Origin of the sequence: Corallococcus terminator (assembly GCF_003611635.1) — a bacterium.
Lineage (GTDB): Bacteria > Myxococcota > Myxococcia > Myxococcales > Myxococcaceae > Corallococcus > Corallococcus terminator.
This window is the reverse complement of sequence record NZ_RAVZ01000030.1, coordinates 1-19,297: the sequence shown is the minus strand read 5'-3', so window position 1 is coordinate 19,297 and position 19,297 is coordinate 1. Positions and strand designations below refer to the sequence as shown.

The 19,297-nt window shown below is 67.7% G+C and carries 22 protein-coding genes; 12 read left to right on the top strand and 10 right to left on the bottom strand.

Going from position 1 to position 19,297, the window contains the following annotated elements; all coding sequences use genetic code 11:
* Positions 1 to 7 precede the first annotated feature (7 nt).
* A complete protein-coding gene (locus D7V88_RS07045) occupies positions 8 to 334 on the bottom strand; it encodes a hypothetical protein (RefSeq protein ID WP_147448648.1) in 327 nt (108 codons plus the stop codon).
* Between the two features lie 231 nt (positions 335 to 565).
* Positions 566 to 2,386, bottom strand: coding sequence for an aminopeptidase P family protein (locus D7V88_RS07040; protein ID WP_120539830.1), 1,821 nt, complete (start codon positions 2,384 to 2,386; stop codon positions 566 to 568).
* A gap of 158 nt (positions 2,387 to 2,544) precedes the next feature.
* Between D7V88_RS07040 and D7V88_RS07035 the strand changes: the two genes are divergently transcribed.
* On the top strand, positions 2,545 to 2,826 hold the full coding sequence (locus D7V88_RS07035) for a hypothetical protein (protein ID WP_120539829.1): 282 nt from the start codon (positions 2,545 to 2,547) through the stop codon (positions 2,824 to 2,826).
* Between the two features lie 206 nt (positions 2,827 to 3,032).
* Entirely contained in the window at positions 3,033 to 4,280 is a 1,248-nt protein-coding gene (locus tag D7V88_RS07030) for a glycosyltransferase family 4 protein (protein WP_147448647.1), read from the top strand.
* A gap of 177 nt (positions 4,281 to 4,457) precedes the next feature.
* On the opposite strand, the gene D7V88_RS07025 is transcribed toward D7V88_RS07030, so the two are convergent.
* Entirely contained in the window at positions 4,458 to 5,117 is a 660-nt protein-coding gene (locus D7V88_RS07025; protein WP_147448646.1) for a hypothetical protein, read from the bottom strand.
* Positions 5,118 to 5,173: 56 nt separating this feature from the next.
* Positions 5,174 to 5,959 (bottom strand): IQM protein middle domain-containing protein, encoded by a 786-nt coding sequence (locus D7V88_RS07020; RefSeq protein ID WP_147448645.1) that lies wholly within the window; start codon positions 5,957 to 5,959, stop codon positions 5,174 to 5,176.
* 283 nt (positions 5,960 to 6,242) lie between these two features.
* Here D7V88_RS07020 and D7V88_RS42550 point away from each other — a divergent pair, with 283 nt between their 5' ends.
* Entirely contained in the window at positions 6,243 to 6,389 is a 147-nt protein-coding gene (locus D7V88_RS42550; RefSeq protein WP_147448644.1) for a transposase, read from the top strand.
* A gap of 2 nt (positions 6,390 to 6,391) precedes the next feature.
* Here D7V88_RS42550 and D7V88_RS07015 read toward each other — a convergent pair whose 3' ends face one another.
* The 3 genes from D7V88_RS07015 to D7V88_RS42935 form a co-directional block, all read right to left on the bottom strand.
* Positions 6,392 to 6,583 (bottom strand): hypothetical protein, encoded by a 192-nt coding sequence (locus D7V88_RS07015; RefSeq protein WP_147448643.1) that lies wholly within the window; start codon positions 6,581 to 6,583, stop codon positions 6,392 to 6,394.
* A 160-nt stretch (positions 6,584 to 6,743) separates the two neighbouring features.
* Entirely contained in the window at positions 6,744 to 8,156 is a 1,413-nt protein-coding gene (locus D7V88_RS07010; protein WP_120539824.1) for an aminotransferase class V-fold PLP-dependent enzyme, read from the bottom strand.
* 374 nt (positions 8,157 to 8,530) lie between these two features.
* Complete coding sequence (locus tag D7V88_RS42935; protein WP_158625023.1) at positions 8,531 to 8,668, bottom strand: hypothetical protein; 138 nt, start codon at positions 8,666 to 8,668, stop codon at positions 8,531 to 8,533.
* A gap of 85 nt (positions 8,669 to 8,753) precedes the next feature.
* On the opposite strand from D7V88_RS42935, the gene D7V88_RS07005 reads away from it, so the two are divergent.
* Positions 8,754 to 9,743, top strand: a complete 990-nt coding sequence (locus D7V88_RS07005) for an alpha/beta fold hydrolase (protein ID WP_244238034.1) — start codon at positions 8,754 to 8,756, stop codon at positions 9,741 to 9,743.
* A gap of 456 nt (positions 9,744 to 10,199) precedes the next feature.
* Positions 10,200 to 10,877 carry a transposase gene (locus D7V88_RS07000; protein WP_120539823.1) on the top strand — a complete coding sequence of 226 codons (678 nt, stop codon included), beginning with the start codon at positions 10,200 to 10,202 and terminating at the stop codon, positions 10,875 to 10,877.
* Positions 10,878 to 10,900: 23 nt separating this feature from the next.
* Here the strand turns inward: D7V88_RS07000 and D7V88_RS06995 are convergent, their stop codons facing one another.
* Positions 10,901 to 11,851 carry a LirA/MavJ family T4SS effector gene (locus D7V88_RS06995; protein ID WP_120539822.1) on the bottom strand — a complete coding sequence of 317 codons (951 nt, stop codon included), beginning with the start codon at positions 11,849 to 11,851 and terminating at the stop codon, positions 10,901 to 10,903.
* A 228-nt stretch (positions 11,852 to 12,079) separates the two neighbouring features.
* Positions 12,080 to 12,307 carry a hypothetical protein gene (locus D7V88_RS44295; RefSeq protein ID WP_244238033.1) on the bottom strand — a complete coding sequence of 76 codons (228 nt, stop codon included), beginning with the start codon at positions 12,305 to 12,307 and terminating at the stop codon, positions 12,080 to 12,082.
* A gap of 57 nt (positions 12,308 to 12,364) precedes the next feature.
* On the opposite strand from D7V88_RS44295, the gene D7V88_RS06985 reads away from it, so the two are divergent.
* The 3 genes from D7V88_RS06985 to D7V88_RS06975 all read left to right on the top strand — a co-directional run bounded on the left by D7V88_RS06985 (position 12,365) and on the right by D7V88_RS06975 (position 15,289).
* On the top strand, positions 12,365 to 13,306 hold the full coding sequence (locus D7V88_RS06985) for a transposase (protein ID WP_244238032.1): 942 nt from the start codon (positions 12,365 to 12,367) through the stop codon (positions 13,304 to 13,306).
* 191 nt (positions 13,307 to 13,497) lie between these two features.
* The gene (locus tag D7V88_RS06980) at positions 13,498 to 14,730 is read left to right on the top strand and encodes an FAD-dependent monooxygenase (protein ID WP_120539820.1); all 1,233 of its coding nucleotides are present in this window, start codon (positions 13,498 to 13,500) and stop codon (positions 14,728 to 14,730) included.
* A gap of 94 nt (positions 14,731 to 14,824) precedes the next feature.
* Positions 14,825 to 15,289, top strand: coding sequence for a hypothetical protein (locus D7V88_RS06975; RefSeq protein ID WP_120539819.1), 465 nt, complete (start codon positions 14,825 to 14,827; stop codon positions 15,287 to 15,289).
* A gap of 65 nt (positions 15,290 to 15,354) precedes the next feature.
* Here the strand turns inward: D7V88_RS06975 and D7V88_RS06970 are convergent, their stop codons facing one another.
* Complete coding sequence (locus D7V88_RS06970; protein WP_120539851.1) at positions 15,355 to 15,834, bottom strand: PaaI family thioesterase; 480 nt, start codon at positions 15,832 to 15,834, stop codon at positions 15,355 to 15,357.
* A gap of 218 nt (positions 15,835 to 16,052) precedes the next feature.
* Between D7V88_RS06970 and D7V88_RS06965 the strand changes: the two genes are divergently transcribed.
* The 4 genes from D7V88_RS06965 to tnpC all read left to right on the top strand — a co-directional run bounded on the left by D7V88_RS06965 (position 16,053) and on the right by tnpC (position 18,886).
* Positions 16,053 to 17,069: an alcohol dehydrogenase gene (locus D7V88_RS06965; protein ID WP_120539818.1), complete on the top strand. Its 1,017-nt coding sequence runs from the start codon at positions 16,053 to 16,055 to the stop codon at positions 17,067 to 17,069.
* Positions 17,070 to 17,123: 54 nt separating this feature from the next.
* Positions 17,124 to 17,645 carry a transposase gene (locus D7V88_RS06960; protein WP_244238031.1) on the top strand — a complete coding sequence of 174 codons (522 nt, stop codon included), beginning with the start codon at positions 17,124 to 17,126 and terminating at the stop codon, positions 17,643 to 17,645.
* Positions 17,646 to 17,724: 79 nt separating this feature from the next.
* Positions 17,725 to 17,952 (top strand): DUF6444 domain-containing protein, encoded by a 228-nt coding sequence (locus D7V88_RS45465; RefSeq protein ID WP_372241072.1) that lies wholly within the window; start codon positions 17,725 to 17,727, stop codon positions 17,950 to 17,952.
* Positions 17,945 to 18,886, top strand: a complete 942-nt coding sequence (tnpC, locus tag D7V88_RS06955) for an IS66 family transposase (protein ID WP_372241071.1) — start codon at positions 17,945 to 17,947, stop codon at positions 18,884 to 18,886. Before D7V88_RS45465 ends, tnpC begins: the two co-directional genes overlap by 8 nt.
* The last annotated feature ends 411 nt before the right edge of the window (positions 18,887 to 19,297 follow it).

Here is a 19,297-nt window from a genome sequence, read left to right as displayed (position 1 = left end):
GTCGGGACTAGAACTGGATGCGACACGCCTTCTGGTCCGTGCCGCTCACACCGTTGCAGGCGTAGTTGTCACGGCAGTCGTCCTGGGAATCACAGACAGGCGAACACAGCAGGGATTCGGACTGACGCGCGCACAGCATGTCGGCCGGGCAGCCGGCCTGCGCCCCTTCCTGGGTGCACTCCTGGGCGCAGAAGCCTCCGGGGAAGTCCTGGAGGCATTCCAGACCGACGTCGCAGCCGTCCTTGCTGCAGGGCTCGCCAGCGGCACCGGTGCCTTCGCAGGCCATGAGGGGACGGACCGCCAGAGCCACCACCCACATCCAGACAGAGCGCATTCGCATCCACTCCAATGACAGGCTGGGACCATCCCCGCGACGCCCAGCATGAGCAGACCCAAAGACATCCGTCCAGCCACGGTCCTGGGTAATTGCGCGGTGGAAGGCATCGTCTGCCTCTGAAAGAAAATCGAGCCAGGTTCCAGGCCTCGCTCCGTATGGCGCCACTCCATGCCTTGGGGGCCGCGGGACAGGTCCCTCCCGTCCCGCGAGCCGCCAGGAGCACCCGCTTCAGAGCGCTTCGGTCCGCTTCAGCAACCAATCGCGCGCAGCGCCTTCCACGTGGGGCAGCAACCGCTCACGCACCATGGCGTGGTAGGCATTGAGCCAGTCGGACTCGGCCCTGGACAGCAGGCCCGGCTCCACCAGCCGCGTGTCGATGGGGCACAGGGTCAGCGTCTCGAAGCGGAGGAACTCGCCAAAGGCAGTCGTCTGGTCGGGCACGGTGGCGATGAGGTTCTCGATGCGGATGCCCCAGCGGCCTGGACGGTAGAGGCCGGGCTCGTTGGAGGTCACCATGCCCGCCTCCAGCGCCGTGTGCGGGTCGTTGGGCATCGTCTGGGAGATGCCGTGCGGCCCCTCGTGGACGTTGAGGAAGTAGCCCACGCCGTGGCCCGTGCCGTGGCCGTAGTCCAGTCCTTCGGCCCACAGGGGCGCTCGCGCCAGCGCGTCCAGTGCCGGCGACCGCGTGCCCCGGGGGAACCGGGCGACGGACAGGTTGATCATCCCGCGCAGCACCAGCGTGAAGTCGCGCCGCTGCTCCGCCGTGGGCTCGCCCACCGGGACGACGCGGGTGATGTCCGTGGTGCCCGTCGTGTACTGCCCGCCCGAATCGATGAGCAGCAGCCCCTGGGAGGGGCTCCCCGGCGTGCACACCGTCGCGTGCGACTCCTCCAGTGCGCGGTAATGCGGCATCGCACCGTTCGCGTTGAACGCGGCGATGGTGGAGAAGCTCAGCGACACGAAGCCCGGACGGCGCGCACGCGCGGCGGACAGGCGCTCGTCGATGGTCAACTCCGTGATGGACTCGCGACCGAGCGCCGACTCGAACCAGGCGAAGAACTCACACAGCGCCGCGCCGTCCTGCTCCATCGCGGAGCGGATGTGCGCGAGCTCCGCGGACGTCTTGCGGGACTTGGCCACCGTCGACGGGTTGAGCGCTTCAATCACCACCACGCCCTGCGCCACCGCCTGCCGCAGGCCGTGCGTCACGCGCCGGGGGTCCAGGAGCAGCTTCGTTCCCTGCGGCAGCGCGCCCAGCGCCGGGGCCGCCTCCGCGTAGGGGGCCAGCGCGATGCCATCCTTCTCCAGCGCCGCGCGCAGGGCGTCGGGCACCTTGCCCTCGGAGATGAACAGGCGGGCCTGGGTGGGCTCCACCAGCAGGTGCGCGAGGAACACCGGGTTGTAGTCCACGTCGGCGCCGCGCAGGTTCGTCAGCCACGCGATGTCATCCAGCGTGGAGATGAAGTGGTGCGTCGCCCCCAGCCGGCCCAGCTCCTCGCGCAGGGCCTGGAGCTTGTCGGCGCGCGAGCCGGGCGCCAGTTCGTGCGCGTACACCGGGGCCACGGGCATCACCGGACGGTCGGGCCAGGCCTCCGCCACCACGTCCAGGTCCGTGCGCAGCGTCACGCCCCTGGCCGTGAGCAGCGTGGACGCCGCCCTCGCCTGCCCCAGGCCCAGCACCGCGCCATCCACCGCCACCGCCTGCCCCTTGGCCACGTTCGCGGCGAGCCAGTCCAGGTACGGCTGACCGGGCGCGTTCGACGTGCGCACCGTCGCGATGCCGCTGCCCGAAAGCTGCGCGTCCGCCTGTTCCCAGTAGCGGCTGTCCACCCACAGGCCGGCGTAGTCGTGGGTCACCACCAGCGTCCCCGAGGAGCCAGTGAAGCCAGACATCCACTCCCGTCCCTTCCAGCGGCCGGGCAGGTATTCGGACAGGTGCGGATCGCTCGACGGCACCCACACCGCCGCCACGTCGCGGGCCTGCATCACCTGTCGCAGCCGGGCAATGCGCTCGCGCGCCGCGGCACCCTGACTCTCCTGAAGGCTCATGGCTTCCTCCGTCGTTCGTCGTTCCAAGGGGCTCCCTCATGCCGGAAACGGAGCGTCTTTTCGAGGACTCTGGTGACGCGTGACGCCTGCCTCGCCTCCCTCCTGTCCACTAGACTCGTCCGCTCAACCCTTGCGGAAGCTGACTTCGGGAGTCGTGGATGCGAAAGGCAATCGTCGCGGGACTGATGGCGGTCGGGATGCTGGCGGGCTGTGGTGGCGCGGAGGACATCGACGGCGAAGCGGCGGACGTCGCCGCGCGCGAGGACGGGCTTGTGGCGTGTCCGGGAGGCCAGGCGTTCAGCCGCGCCTACTACGCGGATCAGGATCTCCGGACCGTCGTCGGAGGCTACGGCTGTGACTGCACCACCGGCGGCTTCTCCTTCGGCCGCCGCTCCATGTACGTGGTGGAGCGCCTGGGCGCCCTCTGCACCACCCCCTGAGTCGCGACCGCGAGGCGCCCGGGCGTCCGTGGGATGACGCGGTGGGATGGCGCGATGCATTCCGGACGTGGCATCTGTTCGCCATTGACGGAAAAGCATCCCGCGACCGTTGGCCGCTTGCGAACGGGTGGTTACCAAGCCGGTGGCCTCGGCGAGGAGCCCGAGGCCACATCCACCTGTCTCCTGAAGCGGATCCGGCCTCTACCGTGCGACGCGTTCTCGCCATCCTTCCCTATGTCCCGCTGCCCTCGGATACGGGCGGCACCCTGCGCACGCTGGAGCTGGTGCGCGCACTCGCCTCGCGCTTCTCGCTGGACGTGCTCGCGCTGCACCGCCCGGGGAACGACGCCCAGGGTTTCACCCGCTGGCTGGGTGAACTGGGCGTTCCCGCCTCGCGCCTCCACCTGGTGGACATGCCGCGAGTCGCACCGGGTGAGACGCTGAGCAGCACCCGGGCCTTCCTGCGCGGGACGCCGCTCACCTACGTGCGCTTCACGCGCCAGCGACTCCAGGAAGCCTTCCGCCGCGTGATGGCTGAACGGGGCCCCTTCGACATCATCCACTTCGACCACCTGCACATGGCGCAACTGTTGCCGCTGGCGCGGGAGCTGAACCCGTCCGCGCACCTGGTCATCGACGAGCACAACGTGGAGAGCCAACTGCTCGCGCGCATGGCGCCCCTGAGCGCGGCGCCGCTGCGGCCCTTCCTGCGCTGGCAGTTCCGCCGGGTGGAGCGGCTGGAGCGCGAGTGCGTGAGTCAGGCGGACTCCGTGCTCGCGTGCTCGGAGGTGGACGCCGCGCAACTGAGAGCCCTGGGGGCGAAGCAGGTGCACGTGGTGCCCAATGGCGTGAAGCTGCCGGACTTCGTGCCCGCGGAGACGGCGGGAAATGACCTGGTCTTCGTGGGCTCCATGGACTGGTGGCCCAACGAGGACGCGGTGCTGCGGCTGGCCCGGGAGGTGTGGCCGCTGGTGTCGTCGGAGCTGGCGCCGGGCAAGCTCATGGTGGTGGGCCGCAGCCCGTCCGCGTCCGTGCGGGCGCTGGAAAACGAGCGGCTGGTGGTGACGGGCTCGGTGCCGTCGGTGGCGCCGCATCTGGCGCGAGCGCTGGCGACGGCCATCCCCCTGCGCGCGGGCAGCGGCACGCGCCTCAAGGTGCTGGAAGCGGCGGCGGCCGGTGTGCCCGTGGTGGCCACGCGGCTGGCGGTGGAGGGCCTGCCCATGGTGGAGGGCGAGGACGTCCTGCTGGCCGAGTCACCTCAGGAGTTCGCGGATGCCCTGCGCCGGCTGCGCAATGATCCGGACCTGTGCAGGAAGCTCGCGATGAACGCCCGCCGGCTGGCGGAGACCTTCGCGTGGGAAGGCATTGGCGCGGGCCTGGGGGAGATCTACCAGAGCGCGTCAGTGATGAGCGGGAACATGAAGAAGGCCGTGGACACCGACATCGTCCAGTAAGGCCTCACCGTCCGAAGGCTCTGGCTTTCGGACGAGGGTTCGAATCCCGCCGCTCCCAACATGAGGAGGCGGCAGGCGACGGGCCACTGCTGCTGCAGACTCAACACCACGCGTTCCGGAGCGGGCCCCTCCTCCAGTTCCGGGGGCATGGGCCCCGCGGCGACAGGCCGCGGTCCGTCAGGGTGCGGTCCAGATGGCGGCGATGCCCTCGTTCATCGAGGCGCCACCCGCTGTGTCGATGAAGATGGACCGGATGCGCTTGGAGGACTGGAACCCCACGAACTCGAAGGCATTGGCACCCGTATCGAGAACCGCGTCTTCGAAGACTTCCTGAGTAGCGTCCGTGAAGGTCAGGGTCACCTTGTGCAGGGCCTGGCTGTTCGTGAGCAGTTCGAGGCCCACGGCGGAGACGGGACGCAGGAAGGCGATCTCGAAGTCGTCCTCACCGTTGGCGAGGAGCGTGGGCTTCACGGGCAGGGGGCTGGTGTTGTTGTGGTTCCAGCCGGGTCCCATGAAGCAGAGCCAGGTCTTGGAGCGAGGCGCCTGGACGCTGACGGTGGGCGCATTGGAGCCCCACGGCAGGTCGACGCCCCGCTGCGTCTGGACGCAGCTCGACGCCGCGCCTGAGGGATGGTCGGGATACGCGTCGAACGCGTTCGCGGGGAATGAAATCTGGGTGGCCCCGGTGGCAGCGGTGAAGTCCGCCTGCAGGGTGAAGACCTGGGCAAGGCCCTCCTGCCGCGTGCCGAGCACCGCCGCCTCTTCGTCCTGCATCGGGGCGCCGCACGAAACCAGGATTCCACCGCCAAGGACACACATCGACCTGAACATGTTCATCGCCACTGCTCCTCTCACAATGTCTGAGCGTCCGGATTGCATGAACCCCATCGCGGTCACTCCCTCGCCAGGTCGATGCCACATGAGAAAAAGCAGGCATCCACCATGCCCGGCTTGGGCGCCGCACCTTGAGCGACGAACACACGCGCGGCGAGCGCCTGCTGCCCTACGACCCGGTTGAAGCTCAATATCCCCTGGGGTGTAGCCACCTGAGCCTGCTGATTGAGCCTCATCGCTGTTTGAAGGGCATTCCACCAGACCAGATTGACCACCACACTCGCCTGCTGACCGCGCTGGACCGAATACACGTAGCGGACCCCAGCCAGGTTCATCTGGTTGAGGCCTTGCTGGATCAACTGCGCGAGGAACCAGTTCAGGGATTGAGCACTGGGCTCGTAATGCCCGGAGTTGTTGTCGATTGAAGTCAGGTATCCATGGGCGTTCGTCGAGAAACAACCGACAGCCAGCGCCTGGCCTCCCGCCAGCATGCTGCTGTGCTTCTTCCTCGTGGCCGCGTCCACGCCCCTCGCCCCTTCGTCCTGCGTGACGAGGACCCGGCCGTCCATTCCAACCGCGAAGAGCCCATTGTAATTGATGAGTTCCCGGGTGCTGCTCCAGATGTGGCGATCCCTGGCGCGGACGATCTTTCCCCCCACGATCTCCACCTCGGCATGGGATTGCCGATCGGCATTGTAGTAGCGGATGTTGTCTCGCAAGATCCCCATCTGGTCCACCCGTGAGAGGGCCTGGTCCACCGTGAACGACGGATGGTCAAGGCTGGTACCGCCACGAAAGGCCAGGTCAAACAAGTTCCGCGCAGCAACGTTGAGACGCATCGGCATGGACGGCTCCCCCTCTGCAACACCTCTTCAAAAACAGGATTTCTGGTGTTCGTGGACTTCCAGCCTGAGGCAGCAACCCGGACATTGCAAGAAGATCAAAACATGACGAAGACACTGGAAAAGCAACCCCCAACCCATCCAGTCTGGTGGCTCAGGGTGACGATGAAACCCTGTCGGTCAGGTCTGGACGCAGGAAGGCGATCGCGAAGTCGTCCTGCGTCCGGATTGCGTCCTCAGGGCCTGTTGAGATGGAGCGAGCGGGCCAGGGCGTTGAAGGAACAAGATGCCCGACCTCCCAATGCTCACGCGCACTGCGGATCCGAGCGACCTGACGGACGAGCAGTGGGCCCTCATTGAAGTGGTGAATGCCATCCTCTACGTGACGAGGACAGAGGAACCTGTCAACGCGGATGAGACAGAGCATTCGTGAGATTACCGCGCGGTCCGCTGAGAGGTGGACAGCCGCGCGGGGTCGTTGATCCAGACGGCGTTCGGCAGCGTGTGAGGCTTGGGAGGGCCGCGCGGGAAGCGCTCGGGGTGAGGGGCGTAGGCGGCAGCGAGCACGGCGGCCAGACCGTGGTGCTGCACCACGCCGCAGTCCATCTGCTCGCTCGAGTTCTCCACCGAGGTCACTGGCCCGGGGCGAGTTCCTTCAGCCTTCAGGACAGTCGAAGTCAGTCTGGCCTTCTGGTGCCTCGGGCACGCATGCCTTGCGGAGCCCTGTCACGGCCCCGCAGTGCTTGCGGCCCCTGCCCGGTCACCGCGCCGCGTCACGGCCCGCCCATCACGAACGCTGGTCCTCGTACCAGGCATTCATCCCATCGACGGCCCGGTCCACATCGGCAATCGTGTTGTAGATGTGAGGGCACAGGCGGAACGTCTTGTCGTCCCCGGAGCCCGCGATGCGGTAGCGCGGGTTCTCGTAGAGCCAGTCGTACAGCGTCTTCTGCCGGTTCTCCCTCGGCGCCTCGACGCGCACCACTCCCCAACTGCGCGCCGGGTCGCTCGGCGTGACGAGCTTCCACCGGCTCCTCGTCTGCTGGAGCCGTGACATGAGGTGCTGGGCGAGCTGGGCGATGCGCTCGTAGGGCCTGCGCGGTTGCAGGGCCGTCCACATCTTCTGGGTGAGGTCGAGCGCGATGATGTTCACGTCGTCGCGCTGCCCGATGAGCTCGAACCTCAGCGCGTTCTCCGGCAGCTCCCGGTACGGCACGATGATGATGCGGTAGTCGTACCCGAAGATGCTTGGCATGAAGTTCCGGGCCTTCTCCTTGCGCATGAAGAGGATGCCTGTCTCCTTGGGCCCCAGGAACCACTTGTGGGCGCTGGAGGCGAGGCTGTGGCAGTACGCGTTCGCCAGGTTGAGCGGGCGCGCGCCCCACGCCATCGTGCCATCGATGTGGACATGGCAGTCCGGCCGGTTCGTCTTCACGTGGTCCCAGATGGCGCGCATCACCGATTCGGGCATGCGGAAGCCATTGCCGTTGGCCGTCTCCGTGTACGTCACGAAGCGCGTGCGCTCGGTGATTCGATTGATGAAGGCCGTCGCGATGTCCGCCTCCGGGGCGTTCGTCGGGAAGGACACCTCCTCCACCTTGAAGGCCGCCGGGCCGCCGGGCCACTCGGCTCGCACCTTCCAGGCCTCGCGATTGGTGGGGTGGTTCTCCGCCCACATCACCACGGTGTCATTACCGTCCGCGCTCCAGCCCCGGAAGCCGCAGTTGATGGCGTTGTTCGCCTCTGTGGCATTGCGCATGATGGCGAGGTCGGTCGGGTCGCTCAGGCCCAGGCCGAAGGCCAGGCTCTTGCGTGTCCGCTCCAACTGGAGAACCCGCTCGCCCTGCGCGGTGCGCATTTGCTGCGAGACATTGAGGTTGTATTCGAGGCGCAGCTCGTTGAGCGACTCGATGAGCGCCGTGGGCTCCGGGCAGAGGTTGGCGGCGTTCATCGGCGTGACGCGCTCGGAGGGCGCGACCGTAGCGAAGCCGAACTCCTGCTGGAAATCCGTCCAGAACGCCTCGTCGGTTTTCTTCGATGGGGCACGGACCGCCTCGAAGAAGCGGTTCAGCTTGTCCGCCAGCGCGCGTCCGCGCTCCTTGGAGAGGAGCCCCACGTCGGACAGCGACGTGAGGAGGGGGCGGCTGTCGAGGGACTCGGGGGCGTTGGCGGCCACGTCGGAATTGGGGGCTTTGAACATGGGGCGCTCCGGAAGGGGTGGGTCCGCCACCGTGCACCTGGCTCCAACTCCGGGACATCCCCCCGCAGGGCTCCACCCCAGTCGGGGACCGGACATATGCCGGCCCCTGTCCCGAGTCTTTGTCCTCACACCGGAGCGTTGTTGTAGGCCCGCCCGTTGAAGAACGGATGGGTCATGATGTCCCGAGCGAGCTGGTTGGCCCAGGCGCGGCCCGCGCCCTACCGCGAACGCCCGTGAGGATTCAGTAAGCGTGAAGCGGCTGGTGGCAGCGCGTGAGAAGAAGACAATCGCCCCACCACCCAGACGCACGCGAACGATTGCCTTTACCTGGGCGTGAGGATCTTTATCTACAAAGCTGTCTTTCCTTGCGACACTTACGCCTCGGTTACTCGCAGAGCGGAGGCAAGACCGAACGGGCTCGGAGAGCCCTGCTTGCGGATCTCCACGGCCCAGCCGTCGTCGTCCTCGTTCTTGATGACCTTCGCGCCCATCGAAGCCGGGCGGGGGCTCATCCACGCCCCGTCCAGATGGGGCGCGGCGAGCTGTTACCCATGGGCTTCCCTGGTGGTCTCCGCATTCCTGTAGTTGAGTCAGTCCATGCGAAAACTCCTCCTCCTCTGCTTGCCGCTGTTCGCCTGTGTGACGACGAAGTCCGTCCCGGTCCCGGCTTCTGCCGACTCCAGCGCGTTGCATCAGGTGAAGCGGGTGAAGGTGGCCGAGGGGGTCGAGCTCGAGCTGCTCGACTTCGGAGGCCAGGGACCCGCGCTCGTCTTCCTGTCGGGCCTGGGCAACACGGGCCACGTGTTCGACACCTTCGCGCCGCAGTTCACCGCGGCCCATCACGTCTACGCCGTCACCCGCCGGGGGTTTGGCTCGTCGAGCTGGCCCGAGCAGGGCTATGACACCGCCACCCTGGGCGAGGACGTCGTCCGGGTGCTGGAGGGGCTGGGAATCGCGAAGGCGTCATTCGTGGGCCACTCCGCCGCCGGGCCAGAGATCACCTGGGTGGCAACCCATCACCCGGAGCGCGTGGAGAAGGTGGTCTACCTGGACGTGAAGACCAACGGTGACCTGCTGGCGGAGCTCCTTTCGGTCCTGCCCATGCCTCCTCCGAGCGAGGCCGCTCCCGAGGACGTGGCCTCACGCGCCGCGGTCGCCGCCGCGCTCGCGCGTGACGTCGGAGGAGCGTTCCCCGCGCACGAGATCGACGAGGCGAACGAGTTCGATCCGAAGACCGGGCACTACCTGCGCGCCCGCAGGTGGCCGCACGCGGAGGAGCGGGTGATGAAGGGTTTCTCGAAGGTGGACTTCGCGGCCGTGACGGCGGCCGTGCTCTTCCTCTACGTGGATCAGCCTCGGTTCGGGCGGCCGGAGGACCTCCCAGGCTTCTCCCAAATGGACCTTCCCGTGCAGGAGAAGTTGAGGAACCTGAGGGCCAGGGCGCTCCAGCGGGACGCCGAAATGCTGAGCGTGATGAGCATGCCGAACTGGAAGGGCATCAAGCTCGAGCACGCGCAGCACTACGTCTGGCTCACCAACCATGACGAGGTGCTGCGCGAGATGAAGACCTTCCTCGAGACATTTTGAAAGGGCGGCGAAGGCGCGCTGGATGAGCGCATCTCCTGTTTCCACACTTCGAGCAAGCGAACACGTCCAGCGCTTTCCGTCCTGCGTAGCAGCCTGGCGAGAGTCCAATCGTGGTGTGCGCTCCTTCTTCGGCTCCTCCCTCGTCGCGGCAAAGGACGGGCTCTCTTCCTCCGGCTCCGGCCTCGCCCCTGCTTGGGGGAAATGGCTCGCCTGCGCGGTGAAGACCCGGGATGCTACCTGCTGCGCGCCGCCCTTGCCGCCATCGAGAATCCCGGTACCGTCACGCTCCCGGCCAGCTCCGACTGACGCCACCGCGCCGTGCTTCAATGCCCGGCGGGCTCATCCTCGCCCCGTCCAGACGGGGCGCGGCGAGCTGTTACGCTGCAGCGGCTGGCAGCTGACTGGGCGCCGTCCACCAGCAAGGCGAGGCCCGCCGCCTTCAAGTGGCACGCGCTGGTGTCGTTGCGCGACGAGTTGCCGGTGGCGGACGGCGTGACGTCCCAGCGCACCCAGGACACGCGCGCCCTGCCCGAGGAGGCGCTGAGTCCCGGCACGCTCACCTTCATGGACCTGGGCTGGTACCTGACGACGGTGGGCCGGCACGTGCTGACGGCACGCGAGGTGGCCGAGGCCTACCGTCTGCGCTGGAGAGTGGAACTGCTTTTCAATGCCCTCAAGTCCGGCGTGGGGTTGACGGCGCTGCGCGCCACGCGGCCTGGCGCGGTGCTCTCGCTGGTGTACGCCAAGGTGATTGCCCTGGCCCTCTCGCGCCTCCTGGAACTGTCGCTGCAGCAGAAGGCAGGCGAGTCGGGCCAGGAGCAGGCAACGGGGCGGCTCGCGCTGGTGCTGGCCCTCACTCGCTGCGCCCCCCTGCTGCTGTCGCATTCGATGATGAGCCGGGGCGTGACGCTCGAGCAGTTGGAGGAGCGCATCCTGCTCATCGCCGAGGTGACGGCGCGTTCACACCAGCAGCGCCGCGAGCGGGAACGGCGCAAACGCGAGGCTTCTTTCGGAGCGGACGCTAAACCGGAAGCGGATGATGGCCGACCCTACCGGGTCGCCGACGAGGCCGCGTATGCCGCGTGGGTGGACGGTCCCATCGAGTTCGTCCTCCCAGACCTGCCCCACTTCTGACGCGCCAGCCGTGCGCCGGCGCCTCACTTCTTCGGCGTCTCGAGGAAGCCCAGTTCGTTGATCGGCTGGACGCCGGGCTTCCCCACCTTCTGCTTGAGATAGCTGAAGGCCTCGTTCTGTCTCTCCGCTTCTCGCTTGGCGTAGCGCCCCTTCAAGAAGTTGGCGAGGAGGGGAAACTCCCGGGTCCTCGTAAAGATGGAGAGATGCAGCACCTCCGGACACCGGCCATCGAACTTGCAATCGGGGTCCTTGCTGATGGTGTAGACGCCGACGGTCTCGTCCTTCACCCGGTCGAACAGGAGATTCCAGATACCCACCGCGGACAGGCCGGTCTTCCCCACATACGCCATGAGCGCGCCGGCATTCGCGAAGTGCTTGTGCTCCCCGAATTCGTAGCCGTATGTGTAGGTGAACATCCGCTCGGCTTCCTGCTGCACCGCGTTCCAGAGCTCGGAGATGATGTACCACTGAATCTGGTGGGTGAACTCTCCGTGCTCGGGCCCGGCATTGAGGTCCTTGAAGTGCTGGCTCGTCTTCTGGAGGTTCGCGAAGGCCTTGATGTTCGCGAAGCCGCCCGTTGCGACTCCCGTCGACGCGATGGTGACCCGGTGCTCTACCGCGAAGCCATGGCGCGCCTGTGAGGCGGCCAGGACGCCCGAGAGGGCGCCCTTGAACTTGGGGTCGGCGCTCTCGTCCTTCGCGCCGATCCGCTCTTTCCACTGCCCGAAGTAATCGATGGCTTTCGCCGCGCGGCCTCCCCCGCCGATCCACGCCGTGAGCTCCGCTTCGAGCCGCGCGAGCCCCGTGAGGAGAAAGTCCCTGTTGGCAAGCAGGTGGTAGAGCGCCCGGACATAGCCATGAAAGACCGGATGCCCCCTGAGCGCGCCTGGGACTGGCTTGCACGGCTTTCCATTGAAGGTCGTACCCGTTTCGAGCTTCTTCCGATCCTCAATGAACTCGCTGGCAATCTTCATGTGGGCCGCCTCTTCCGCAATGGATGAAGGGCCAAAGGCATGAGTCATGCCAACGCAGCGGCCCGCCCTCATTCGAGTGAGGTGCGGGCGTCCTGGGGGTCTCACCGCGCTCGGGGCTGCTGAGCCGCCGAGGCCGCGTTCCCCGGGGACACAGGTGCGTCCATCCGGGACGAAGGCTCCATCGAGGACCCGCGCGCCAGGGCACTCCGAGCGCGTGGTGAGGCGTGGCTACTGCCGCGGCTCCGGCGCCGGCTGCATTCCCGGGGCCAGCTCCCGCGCCAGGGGCGGCGGCTGCTGCTGCGTCACCTCCGTGATGACAGGCTCGCGGCCGAACACGCCCACCGAGCGCAGCAGCCGCAGCGCCGACAGCGCCGCGTTGAGGCGCTCGGAGATGTAGCCCACCTCGGCGCCCGTCAGCGCGGCGTTGGCGTCCGCCACCTCCAGGTAGGTGGCCACGCCCGCCTTGAAGCTGATGTCGGTGAGGCGCTGCGTCTCGCGCGTCGGCTGGGAGCGTTGCAGCGCCAGCGCAAGGTGGCGCTGGTGGAGTCCACCGTGGCCGCGGTGAGTCCCGTGCCCGGCACACAGACGACGGCGTTCGCCAATTACATCGCGCTCACCGGGCAGAAGCTGTCGCCCAGCGCCTTCTTCGAGCGCTTCAGTCACGCCTTCGGGCAACTGTTGCGCGAGGTGGCGAGCCGGGCCGTCCAGGCGGTGCGCGAGGTGGCCGGCGAGGACAGGCCCTTCAACGAATTGGGGGCGCTGCTGGAGGAGTTCACGGACGTGCAAGCGGCCGACTCCACGTGGCAGCTGCTGCAGCGGCTGGCAGCTGACTGGGCGCCGTCCACCAGCAAGGCGAGGCCCGCCGCCTTCAAGTGGCACGCGCTGGTGTCGTTGCGCGACGAGTTGCCGGTGGCGGACGGCGTGACGTCCCAGCGCACCCAGGACACGCGCGCCCTGCCCGAGGAGGCGCTGAGTCCCGGCACGCTCACCTTCATGGACCTGGGCTGGTACCTGACGACGGTGGGCCGGCACGTGCTGACGGCACGCGAGGTGGCCGAGGCCTACCGTCTGCGCTGGAGAGTGGAACTGCTTTTCAATGCCCTCAAGTCCGGCGTGGGGTTGACGGCGCTGCGCGCCACGCGGCCTGGCGCGGTGCTCTCACTGGTGTACGCCAAGGTGATTGCCCTGGCCCTCTCGCGCCTCCTGGAACTGTCGCTGCAGCAGAAGGCAGGCGAGTCGGGCCAGGAGCAGGCAACGGGGCGGCTCGCGCTGGTGCTGGCCCTCACTCGCTGCGCCCCCCTGCTGCTGTCGCATGCGATGAGGAGCCGGGGCGTGACGCTCGTGCAGTTGGAGGAGCGCATCCTGCTCATCGCCGAGGTGACGGCGCGTTCACACCAGCAGCGCCGCGAGCGGGAACGGCGCAAACGCGAGGCTTCTCTCCGGAGCGGACGCTAAACCGGAAGCGGATGGGGCGAGAGCAGAGAGGCAGAGGAGGGCTGCTGACGAGTGCCAGAGCAGGTACAGCTCCGCCACGCCCCCAACTCCCCGCTGAAGCCCTTCGTGCCGAAGCCCTGAGCAGTGGGCTCAGGGGAACGCCGCGAACAGGGTGGCATCGGAACCGGCGGGAGTCCGGTAGAAGGTCCGCCATGAAGCCTCCTCGCGTCGTCGTCGTCGGTGGTGGACCCGCCGGAATGCTCCTCGCCTACCAGCTCGTGTCGAACGGCGTTCCGGTGCGCGTCCTGGAGCGCCACCTGGACTTCGAGCGCGAGTTCCGCGGCGAACTCCTGCAGGCGCCGGTCGTCGCAGCGCTCGAACGCGCAGGGCTCTTCTCCGCGCTGCTCGAACGGGGGCTGGCATTGCCAGACATCGAGCGCCGCATGTACGTGGGCAAGCGCCGCACGGTCCGCGTGCCAGGCCCACAGGAGCGCGGGGCCGTGGTGTCGCAGCCGGGAATGCTCGCGCTGCTGCACGGGCTGTGCATGCGTTATCCCCACTACCGCCTCGACTTCGGCACCACCGTGCTCGACGCCATCCAGGAAGACGGGCGCGTCGTCGCGATGAAGACCCGTCACGACGGAGTGGAGGACCGCGTGGACGGCGACCTCTTCATCGTCTGCAACGGACGCAACAGCCACCTGCGCAAGTCCTGCGGCCTGGAGACCGAACAGTTCGCGACGACCGCCGACGCGCTCTGGCTTCGCTTCGACCTCTCCGACGCGCCGGAGGCACTGCCCGAGTCGCTCCAGGTCCACATGTTCGGCAAGGGGCTCGTCGTCGTCTTCCAGCGCTCCACAGGCCACCGGCTGCACCTCGCCTACAGCGAGCCGGGCGACCTCAACCGGCTGCGCAAGGACCTCCCGGAGCTGCGACGGCGACTGCTGCCCACGCTGCCGGAGACACTCCGGCCCCACGTGGAGCGCAAGCTCGACGAACACACCGAGTGGCAGGTGTTGAAGATTGTCGTCGATCGCGTGCGCCACTGGCACGCACCGGGCGTCCTCTTCCTCGGGGATGCGGCGCATACCATGTCACCGTCGGGCGGACAGGGATTGAACCTCGCCCTGCGCGACACGTTCGTGGCCGCCAACCACCTGCTGGAGGCCCTCCAGGCGGAGCGCCCGCTGGATGCGGCGGTCTTCCAGCGGATCCAGGAGGAGCGCCAGCCGGAGATCGACCGGGTCCAGGCGGGGCAGACGCGCGCGGGACAGATGGTGCTCAAGCCCCTGGGCGTGCTGCACATGATGTTCACCCTTCTGGGCGCCGTGATGCGGTTCGCGGGCAAGAAGATGCAGGGCGCGGGGGCCGTGCCGACCGTCGAACCGCGCTACCTCACACCGCTCACGGGCGCCCCTGGCCTCCAGGGCCCGACCGCACCCTGATTCCGCGAGAAAGAATGCAAAAGAATCCCCTCGGGCCCTTCCCTGGATGAACGGCGGGCCGCACTGCCGCACCCCGCTTCCACCAGGAGCCCCCATGTTCCGCATTCCGTCCTTGTGTCTGTGCCTGTTCGCCTCGCTCGCCATCGCCGACGAGTCCTCGAAGCCCGCACGGCTCACCGTGGCCCAGAAGAACGGCTGGGCCGTCTACGACAAGGACCTGAAGGAGAAGGAGGACGCGGTCAACAAGGCCTGCGGGTCGGCCTTGAAGAGCAGCTACGACAAGGCGACCTATCCCGCCTTCGACCCGATGAAGGACCGGACCCAGAGCGCATGTCGGTCGGCCGTGAGCACCCTGGTCGAGGTCTGCGGCACCGCGGATGGCAAGGCGGCGGTGAAGGAGGCTGTCACCAAGACGGTCTGCCGACTGTCGACGGACGGAACCCGGGTCTCACTCGACGCGGGCGTGCTGACCATCCACATCGACCCGGTGAAGAGCTCCATCGCGGGCAAGGAGGCCGGGAACTACAGTTGGAAGGGTGCCCTCGAGGAGATTCTGTAGCCACGGCGTGCGCCCGCCGGCTCCGGTGCATCGGAGCCCGGGCTCGCACTGATCATTGAAACGCTTCAGCCCGAGACCTCCCGGCCGCTCACCGCCATCATCGTCGCGAGCATGGTGGCGACGGGTTTCAGGCCCGACTCGGTCTCCGCGACCACCTCACCCGTGGTGACCGTGAGCGTCCGGCCAGGTTTCATCACCCGCCCATACGCGATGAACCTGCGGCCCGCGGCAGGCGCGAGAAAGTTCACCTTGTACTCCACCGTCAGGACGGCGGCGTCCACTGGCATCAGGGAGTACGCGGCGTAACCACAGGCGCTGTCGACGATGGCCGTGACGATGGCCGCGTGCAGATATCCGTGCTGCTGCGTGAGGTCTTCCCGGAATGGCAGCTCGATGACGACCTCGCCCGGCGAAACGGAGGTCAGCGTCGCTCCCAGGGTATTCATGACGCGCTGGCGCGCGAAGCTGTCGCGCACGCGCTGCTCGAACGCGGTGTCCGCTGGCGTGAAGACCTGGGGTCCGAAGGGTGGCCTGGCTGCGCTCATCGAATGGCTCCTGCCCGAAAACATCCGGGGCCTTCAAGGTCAGCAGAGCCCCGTCCTCTTCCAGGTCTCTTGCATGAAGCGGACGCTAGCCTGTCAGCCGAGGACCTGGGCATGGGGCCCCGGCCGCCCTCCCGCCCGTTCCCCTGCCTGGCGGTCCTCGTCGCGGCCCGCGAGGAGCCCTTAGCTTATCCGCGTTCTTCACACCCACGGAGACGCGGATGGCCAGGAAGATGAAGGCGGTGCAGGTGCGGCAGGCGAAGGGCCCGCTCGAAATCGTCGAACGGGAGGTCCCCGAGCCGGGTCCTGGACAGGTGCGCCTCGCGGTGGAGGCTTGCGGCGTCTGTCACAGCGATGCCATCACCAAGGAGGGCTGGATGCCCCTCCAGTATCCACGCGTCCCGGGCCACGAGGTGGTGGGCCGCATCGACCGGGTAGGTCCCGGGGTGACGGCGTGGAAGGAGGGACAGCACGTCGGCGTGGGCTGGCACGGAGGCCACTGCGGTCAATGCACTGCCTGCCGCGAGGGTGACTTCGTCACGTGCGAGGTGCAGCAGGTGTGTGGCATCAGCTACGACGGCGGCTACGCGGAGTACATGGTCGCGCCCCAGGAGGCGCTCGCCCGGGTACCCGAGGGAATGAGCTCCGTGGACGCCGCGCCCCTGCTCTGCGCGGGTGTCACCACCTTCAACTCCCTGCGCCACATGGACGTGCGGCCGGGAGACCTGGTGGCGGTGCAAGGCATTGGCGGGCTCGGGCATCTGGCCATCCAATATGCCCGCAAGCTGGGCTACCGCACCGCCGCCATCTCACGGGGCGCGGACAAGCGGCAGCTCGCGCTCGAACTGGGGGCGCACGAGTACATCGACACGGAGCAGGGCCCGGTGGCCCAGGCGCTCCAGAAGCTCGGTGGGGCGCGCGTCATCATGATGACCGCATCGAGCAGCAGCCTCGCGGGCGAGCTGGTGGGGGGCCTGGGACGCAATGGCACCCTGTTGTTGCTGGGAGCGGGCGCCGAGCCCATTCCCGTCAGCAGCATGCAACTGATCATGAAGCGGCAGCGCATCCAGGGCTGGCCGAGCGGCGTTCCCCAGGACTCGCAGGACACGATGGCCTTCAGCGCCCTTGCGGGTGTGCGCTCCCGCAATGAAGTGTTCCCGCTCGAGCGCGCCTCCGAGGCCTATGAGCGGATGATGGGCAACCACGCCCGCTTCCGGGTGGTGCTCAAGCTGCGTTGAGCCATGCCCCGCCCTGATTCACGGCCCGGAAGAATCCGTCGTGTCTGCCGGGTTGTGAAGGGACGCCGCCCTGTCGTCGGCACCCGCGACTGCAAGGACGTGGTGCACACCTTCGCCTCCGGCAACCTCACCACGGGAGCGGTGACGAGCAGGCTTTACGGCAGCCGAACCCGCGCGCGTCGAAAGGATGGCCTCTCCAAGACGAAGCGCATGCAGGTGGCCTTCGCCCACCACCTGCTCGACGTCGCCCGTGCCTATCCCGCCACGGCGTGGCGGCAAGTCGTCCTCATCATCGACAACGCGCCCTGGCACCGCGGGCGCCCCGTGGATTGGGCCTTGCGCCGCTGCCCGCACCTTTCCCTGTACCGGCTGCCGCCCTACAGCCCTCAGCTTCAACCCATCGAACGGCTGTGGCGGCCCCTGCGCCAACGGGCCACGCACAACCTTCTCTTCGACGAGATGACCGAGTTGCAACAGGCGCTGCGCTCGGGCCTGGGCTACTTCCAGACACGACCTCACGTCGTCCTCAAACTCTTCGGCTCGCCTTGGACAACGACGGGATTACCCGAGGCGTGAATGAGGGGCCAGTTGGGCTGCGAACGGTGGGCGCCACCCCGCCCGACGTGGGGCGTGGGCGGATTAGAAATGAAGGGACGTGGCCACACCCGACCCGAGAGATGCGCGAATCACGGAGCAGGACGCCCGAACCGCGGAATTGGAGGCGCGGCTGCTGAGCACCTCGCGCAACTCCTCGAAGCCTCCCTCCTCGGACCCGCCCGAGCCCGCCTCCCAGGAAGTCGGAGCCGACCAGCCGAAAGCCCGGAGGCCAGCCCGGCCACAAGGGTCGCAAGCGCGAGCTGTTGCCACCGGAGAGGGTGAGTGACGTCGTCGAGGTGCCAGCACCGGAGCGCTGCACGAGCTGCACCGGGCCGTTGCTCCGCTTGGAAGAGGCGCCGCCCGCGCGGGTCCATCAGGTGGTGGAGTTGCCGCGAATCGTTCCCGAGGTGAAGCAGTACGAGCTCCACGCGGGCTGGTGTGCTGGCTGCAACGCCTGGCGCTGTGCGTCGCTGCCGGCGGGGGTGCCCGAGGGCAGCTTCGGCCCGCGCCTGACGGGCTTCATCGCGCTGTGCACCAGGCGTTTGCATCTGTCGAAGCGACTGGTGCAAGAGTTGGTGGAGGACGTGCTGGGCGTGGAGCTCGGACTCGGCAGCGTCAGCAACCTTGAGCAGACGGTGAGCCAGGCCCTGGCAGGTGCAGTGCACGAGGTGCGCGCGTACATCCAGACGCAGCCGGCCGTGCATCAGGACGAAACCGGCTGGTGGCAGAAGCACGCACGCGCCTGGCTGTGGGTGGCCAGCACCGCGGCCGTGGCGGTCTTCCTCATCGTCAAGAGTCGCGGCAAGGCCGTGGCCCAGTCCATGCTGGGAAAGGACTTCAGGGGCACGCTCATCTCCGACCGGTGGTGTGGCTACGACTGGGTGCCCGTCTTGAACCGGCAGGTCTGCTGGGCGCATCTGGTGCGCGAATTCGAAGGCTTCGTCGAGCGCGGCGGGGAGGCAAAGCGGCTGGGCGAGCTGCTGCTGGCGGAAGTCTTCGTTCTCTTCGAGTGGTGGCACCTGGCTCGCGATGGGCTCCTGAAGCGCGCCACCTTCCAGCGAAGGAGGCGCTCTGGACGTTTGTCTATACAGAGGGCGCCGAGCCCACCAACAACCTCGCCGAGAGAGACCTGCGCCATGCCGTCATCTGTCGCAAGACGAGCTTCGGCCCCCAGAGCGAGGACGGCAGCTTCTTCGTCGCACGCATCCTCACCGCGGTGATGAGTCTCAGGAAGCAGGAGCGCAACGTGCTCGACTCTCTCACGGCCTCCGTTGAAGCTCAGTTGCACGGCACTCCCGCGCCCTGGCTGCTGCCCGCCACGTAACCTCGGTTCACCTTTCTGGTGGCCTGCCCCGTGAGCGGTTACGGCAGGGCGGCACTGTGTCTGAGCGGTCACACGGTTCCCCGCATCCACGGGAACGCACCTGCGTCCTCGCTGGACGCAGACGCCGCGGACCCGAGCGAGAAACCCCAGGCGCTCCCTGGGATGGGCCCGCCTCCGTGAGTGGTCTCTGTGTTGCTAACGCAACAGCGCGATGACGCGCTCCATGCCGACATCAGGCCCAGACACCGCCGCGCGATTGGAACATCCATGTCCCTGTCTCTTATACCCATCTCCGAGCCCACGAGAC